Below are 6,319 nucleotides of genomic sequence, written 5' to 3'. Positions count from 1 at the left end.
CCGCGATCGAGCAGCCGGTCGATCAGGTGCGAGCCGAGGAAGCCGGCTCCGCCCGTGACGAGCACGCGCTTGCGCGACTGATAGTTACGCGACATAAATAGCCTATGACGTGACTGGAGGTTTCGACTGGCATTCACGCGCCGCCAGGCAGTTGCTTAATGGAGTCGGTCCGCACCGTAGAAGCGGTTGAAGTCGCTTAGGGCGCCACGTGCCGGGAGTAGCATGGCCGCGCTCCGCAGCAGGCGACTGCCGATACTACCCATGGCTGCACGCGCGAGTGCAAGGCGCGCCGCCGTAATCCGTCCAGATCGGTTGAATAAAGTGTAATGGCCGATGAAAGCGACTTCATAGCCGTAACGCTCCGCGATCAGGTGCATGGCCCGCTGAGTGTAGAAGAAAACGTGCTGACCCGAATCGGGAGTAAGGTACCACCAGTCAGAATCCTGACCTTCATAGAGTGAAGTAGTCACGACGACCGAGTCGGGCCTGTTGTCGAAGAGTGCCGAAAGGTCCTGTTTGGGGCAAGCGTAATGTTCTAGGACCTCGAATGCGGTAAGAAGTATCGGTGCGATTTCAGGATCTTGCTCAAATCCCTGAGCGTAGGTGTTTGCCGCATATCGATCCTTGAGCCGCGCATCAACCCCGTAATCGCGCAACAAGCGGCAAAGCAAACCATCTCCGCCGCCCACATCGATAACGGTCTGGATCCGCGCAAGCTTGATCCAAGCAAGTAGTGCTCCAAGGTTCGAGAGGTTGCGCTGCGCTGCCCCAGTGTCCAATCGGGCAAGATTGGAATTGGCGTAAGCCTCGTCCAACCAATACGGTGCTTCGGTTTGCAGGGATCCGCAATGCGCGCATTCATAATAGTGCACGCGATGCCGCCGAATTAGATCAAGCGTGAAGCGGTGATGCGCCGGGTTGTCGCAGAGGCGGCATGCGATTGGCGAATGATCGCGGCTCGAGATCAACGCCGCGGCACTCACCGGACGATCTCCCCGCCAAGGCCGTGGTCGCGTAACAAAGCATGACGACGCGCTAACTTCAAATCATGCGCGACCATTTCCGCGCACATCTCGCGCGCGGTGATCTGCGGTTCCCAGCCGAGCTTGCTCTTGGCCTTCGAGGGGTCGCCCAGCAGCGTCTCGACTTCAGCGGGACGATAGTATCGCGGATCGATGCGGACGATCACGTCGCCAGGTTTCACAGCGGGCGCTAGGTCGCCGCTGATCTCGTCCACCACGGCGCGCTCTTCCTCGTTGCTACCCTCGAAGCGCAGTGAGATACCGAGATCCTGAGCTGCCCAGGTGATGAACTCGCGAACGGAATATTGCTTTCCGGTCGCAATGACGAAATCCTCAGCGCTTTCCTGCTGCAGCATCATCCACTGCATGCGAATGAAGTCCTTCGCGTGCCCCCAATCGCGCAGCGAGTCGATGTTGCCCATGTAAAGACACGGGTCGAGTCCGACCGCGACGTTGGCCAGACCGCGAGTGATCTTGCGCGTCACGAAGGTCTCGCCGCGACGCGGGCTCTCGTGGTTGAACAGGATGCCGTTGCACGCGTACATGTCATAGGCTTCGCGATAGTTTACCGTTATCCAATACGCGTAAAGCTTCGCGACGGCATAGGGAGACCGCGGATAGAATGGTGTCGTCTCACGCTGTGGTGTCTCCTGCACCAAACCATAAAGTTCCGAGGTAGATGCTTGATAAAAGCGTGTCTTTTCGGTGAGCCCGAGAAGGCGAATGCCTTCCAGCAACCGAAGCGTGCCCAGGGCATCGACATCCGCGGTATATTCGGGTGCCTCAAAGCTGACGGCGACGTGGCTCTGCGCGCCAAGATTATAGACCTCGTCGGGCTGGACCTGCTCCAGCACGCGTACGAGGTTGGAGGAATCGGCGAGATCGCCATAGTGGAGGATCGGGCCGCTCGCGGTGTCGTGCGGATCGCGGTAGATGTGATCGATCCGCTGCGTGTTCAGCGACGACGAGCGTCGCTTGATACCGTGAACCTCATAGCCTTTAGCGAGCAGGAACTCGGCCAGATAGGAACCGTCCTGCCCGGTGATGCCGGTGATCAGCGCAACCTTACCCATCAATCTCCACCTGTGATCGTCGTAGCCCTGATGCAGCGGCCCAGGAAATGGCCATCCGCGCGCCTCGAAGCGCGTGATCGTGGCGCTACGACGCTTTTGATCCAGCCGATAGCGAAAAGTCGGTCATCGACGCAACCGGTCGCGGAGGCGGGTCATCGTTGCGCCATGTAGCCCCGCGTTCGGGAACCGTTTCTCGAGACCATAGAGGAAGTTGCGGCCTAGCAACGTAGCCAGCGCCCTTGGCGCCACGCGACGTCGGTCGCGGTGCGTGGACGGCGCCAGGATGGGCGACGCGTCCGAGGCGATCGCGTCGCGAACCTGATCCACCAATCGATCCCAACGATAATGGGTATCAAGTCGCGTGCGCGCGGCTGTGCGCAGGGCGATGATCTCCTCGGAAGGCGCGCGCTGCAACTGGCCGAGTACGGCGCAGGCCCCCGCCACGTCGTTCAAGGGAACGTTGACGATCGCGGGCTCGTCGACATAGCCGCTGGTCGGCGTGCAGATCGGCACCAACCCCCAACTCATCGCTTCTAGTACGGTGCTCGGGTTCGCATCCGCGCGCCCGACGGTGATCAGAAAGTCGTAAGTAGAGACGATATCGCGACCTGCAGCTGTCGAGAAATCAACGAAGCCTAGAGATGTGACGTGCCGCAGCGGCGCGCCTCGACCAGCCCAATCTATCGTACCTTCTTGCCACGCTCCCGCTATAGCGTCGAGATAGCCTAGGTTCTTGCCTGGATGATCGTTGCCGATGTACAGAAAGCGACGCTGTCCGGCCGGGGCTACCTCCGTTCTCAGAAGCGGATATTGGGCGCGGTCGACCGCGAGGTCGACGTGAACCATCTTTGGTTTCCACCGGGCGGTGGGGCCATCATGATCCTCGAACCAGTACCGGCCCGTGATCGCCAGGAACAGGTCACATTGATCGATCACAGCATCGATGAAGCCGACCTGTTGCCAATCGGCATTGAACGGCTCGAGCAAAATCCGTCGCGCCCAGCCGGGGCGGCGCACGGACCGGCGAAACACCGTATGCGCGATCGGATGCGCATGGCCGATCAATATGTCACCAGGCTCCGGGTCGATACGATAGGTGCGGTCGAAATCATGTGCCCGAATTGCCTGATCGCGCCCGAGCTGATTCAACAAGGTCCGTCCGATCACGTCGGGGGCGGAGATGCGGTCACGATGCGGGTAGACCAAATGGATCATGTCAGCGTCGCCTCTGCCAGGTCACTGGTAGAAAGCCCAGAGTTGTTCGAACGATCGCTGCCAGCTGAACGATGCGACCCGCCTAGCGCCTTCGCGGATCGCATGCTGGCGCGCGTCATCATGCTGAAGCCGACGCAGCAGCCCAACATAGGCGTCGGGCTCCTGGCGTTCGGCAAGCGGCGTGGCGGTCCCCACCACTTCCGGAAAGGATGATCGATCGGCCGCGACCACAGGGCAGCCGCACGCCATGGCCTCCAGGATCGGAAGACCGAACCCCTCGTAGTCCGAGGGAAAGATGAAGGCGAATGCGTCGCTGTAGAGGCGACGCAGGACATCGCGTCCGACCCCCGCATGCTCACGCCACCGACCCGGCAGATAATGCTCCAGCATGTTCTTCTCGTCGTCGGTCAGCGGTGGGCCAGCGACCGCCAGCGACACGTCGCGGAGTTGCATCACGGACAGCACTGCCAGGTCGAACCGCTTATAACCCTGCCGCTGGCCGACGAACAGGACGTACGGCCGCTCAGGCCGCGACGACGGGTCGTGGTAGAAGGCCTTTGTGTCCACGCCTAGCGGGACGACCCGCGCCCGAACGTCCGACATCTGGGGAAATTGCTCGAGTAGATCAACGCGGGTCGCCTCCGAGATGCAAAGGCACAGATCGGCCGCCACCACGCTGGCCGCCTTTTGATGATGATGCACCCGTCGCGCGATGCCGTTGAAATATCGCTCGTAAGTGAAATCGTACACCGACGTGATGTAACGGCCCACGCGTCGCCGCGGCAGCCGGTAGTAGGAGGTGTGGAGGATGTCTGCGCCGGCGCCGGGCTCTGCGCGTAGATAGCGGGAAACGCGTGTCGGCAACGCCTCGCGGCGGACGCTTGCACGCGCCATGTCGGGCAGCGTAGCGGCGCGCAGGGTGCGAGGCAGCAGGATCTCTACCGAGTCGACCGGCGGTCGCGCCGCGATCAGCTCGGACCAGAAGTTCGAGATGCCGCCGAACCGCTGCAATCCGTAGATGATTGAATCGAGAACGAGTTTCGTCAATCGTCGCTCCGTGTCTGTCAGTGTCCCAGACGGTCAGGACGGCATCTCTTCGGAACGGCCGCGCACCTTAGCGAAGAGAAATGGCACGAGCCACACGAATGGGGATGTCCAGGAGAATAATATTCCTGTTGTCAGCAGCAAACCGAGAAACCGCCGGCTCAATGCCGGATCCTGAGTGACAAAACGGTACTGCAGGTGCTGAAAGATAATGAATAACACGAACAAGAACGGGCCAACTATCCACCCTCCAATATAGATGAAGGGGTATAGGATAGTTCCAAAGGCATTATACGCGCCTTGAAGATACTGGATGTATTCGAAACGTAAAAGTTCAATGCCGATAAATCGCCCAGTAGAAAGTTCACCCGAGTAATTGCCGACGTAGTCAACAACAAACAAGACGGCATCTAACGGCTTGAAGAATAGAGAAAGATACTGATAGAAGGTGATGTCGTATCCAGGCGTTAGGCCCCACAATCGGCCGAGGCCAATCAGCGGGTAGGTCAGATAGAAGATCGACGATGTCTCACTATCAAATATGCCTTCGCCAAGTCTAATATAGAGAATTAGCAGCGACATCGCTGCGGCAACACCTGCCATCAATATTTTTGTTCTCGGCTTTATTTGTTTCGCGAACAAGATAGCGAAAAAAAGCAAGGTCACTGGAAGGCGCGTAAAATATGCGAGAGCGGACAGGATAATCATGGCATAAACGAGCGCATTCGGTCGATATGCAATCACGCGCAGGATAAGGTAGTTAACCATGATTTCGTTATAAACAAAATCCAAAAGATTTGGGCGCAGTTCGCCTTCGCCGAAGAATTGAGCACGATCTTGCCAGCCCCCGCCCACATAGATCGTGTGGAGCCGCAATGTCAGCACGATTAGGCAGAAGGCGATAAGCAGATTGTGAAACGTCAACCGCCCGCCTCCGTGCCGCGGTGGCGAAACCGAGGGTGTGGCGACGTGGCTGGCGTTCATCTATACGCTCCTGAGCGTATCGCGGTGCGACAAGAACCATCGATAGGTCTCCTCGACCCCGTGGCGGAGCGGGATGCTGGCTTGCCAACCCATCGTACTTAGACGACCAACGTCGAGCAGTTTACGCGGCGTACCGTCGGGCTTGGTCGGGTCGAAGACCACGGCGCCGCGGTAGCCGGTGACGTCAGCGATAAGCGCGGCAAGCTCGGCGATCGAGACATCGTCGCCAAAACCCACGTTGACGTGGCTGAGCATCGGGTCGGTGGTGCGCTCATAGACCGAGCGGTCCAATTCGAGGACGAACAGGCTCGCGGCCGCCATGTCATCGACGTGTAGAAATTCACGACGTGGCGTTCCGGTCCCCCAAATCTCAACCCGATCAACGCCCTTTCTCACTGCTTCGTCGAATCGCCGGAGTAGGGCGGGTAGAACGTGAGAATTTTGCGGATGGAAATTATCGCCGGGCCCATAGAGGTTGGTCGGCATGACGCTACGATAGTCGACCCCATATTGGCGATTGTAACTTTCACACATCTTGATGCCGGCGATCTTGGCGATAGCGTAAGGCTCATTGGACGGCTCGAGCACCCCAGTGAGAAGAGCGCTCTCTCGCATCGGCTGCTCCGCATGCTTCGGATAGATGCAGGAGGAACCGAGGAACAGCAATCGTTTGACCCCGGCCTTGAAAGCCTCGTCAATGACATTGCACTGCATGACGAGATTGTCGCGGATGAAGGTTGCCGGGCTGCTCGCATTGGCATGGATGCCTCCCACCTTTGCGGCGGCGAGGATCACGATGTCGGGGCGCTCAGACGCCATGAAAGCACGCACCGCGTTGACATCCAGGAGATCCAGCTCCGATCGCGTGCGACGGAGCGGCTCGATCCCGCGGCGCGTGAGCAGTCGGTGGATCGCCGATCCGACCAGGCCTCGATGGCCTGCAAGAAAGATCCGTCCCTCAAGTCCTTCAGACATCGTCGT

7 protein-coding genes are annotated in these 6,319 nt (G+C 59.2%); all 7 read right to left on the bottom strand.

Features of this window, described 5'->3' with window-relative positions:
* Nucleotides 1–95: NAD-dependent epimerase/dehydratase family protein (locus EV292_RS23480; RefSeq protein ID WP_132911456.1), on the bottom strand; the 95-nt coding region annotated here is incomplete at its 3' end.
* A gap of 60 nt (nt 96–155) precedes the next feature.
* Nucleotides 156–983 (bottom strand): methyltransferase domain-containing protein, encoded by an 828-nt coding sequence (locus EV292_RS22185; protein ID WP_132911455.1) that lies wholly within the window; start codon nt 981–983, stop codon nt 156–158.
* Entirely contained in the window at nt 980–2,095 is a 1,116-nt protein-coding gene (gene gmd, locus EV292_RS22180; protein ID WP_132911454.1) for a GDP-mannose 4,6-dehydratase, read from the bottom strand. The genes EV292_RS22185 and gmd overlap by 4 nt, the downstream gene beginning before the upstream one ends.
* A gap of 123 nt (nt 2,096–2,218) precedes the next feature.
* A complete protein-coding gene (locus tag EV292_RS22175; protein WP_132911453.1) occupies nt 2,219–3,310 on the bottom strand; it encodes a hypothetical protein in 1,092 nt (363 codons plus the stop codon).
* Nucleotides 3,311–3,331: 21 nt separating this feature from the next.
* Nucleotides 3,332–4,357: a glycosyltransferase family 1 protein gene (locus EV292_RS22170; RefSeq protein ID WP_132911452.1), complete on the bottom strand. Its 1,026-nt coding sequence runs from the start codon at nt 4,355–4,357 to the stop codon at nt 3,332–3,334.
* A gap of 33 nt (nt 4,358–4,390) precedes the next feature.
* A complete protein-coding gene (locus EV292_RS22165) occupies nt 4,391–5,338 on the bottom strand; it encodes a hypothetical protein (RefSeq protein WP_132911451.1) in 948 nt (315 codons plus the stop codon).
* The gene (locus EV292_RS22160) at nt 5,339–6,313 is read right to left on the bottom strand and encodes a GDP-L-fucose synthase (protein ID WP_132911450.1); all 975 of its coding nucleotides are present in this window, start codon (nt 6,311–6,313) and stop codon (nt 5,339–5,341) included.
* Between the last annotated feature and the right edge of the window lie 6 nt (nt 6,314–6,319).

The organism is Sphingomonas sp. BK235, assembly GCF_004345855.1.
Classification (GTDB): domain Bacteria; phylum Pseudomonadota; class Alphaproteobacteria; order Sphingomonadales; family Sphingomonadaceae; genus Sphingomonas.
Note: the sequence above shows the minus strand (reverse complement) of the source record. Positions and strands in the feature narration are given on the sequence as shown.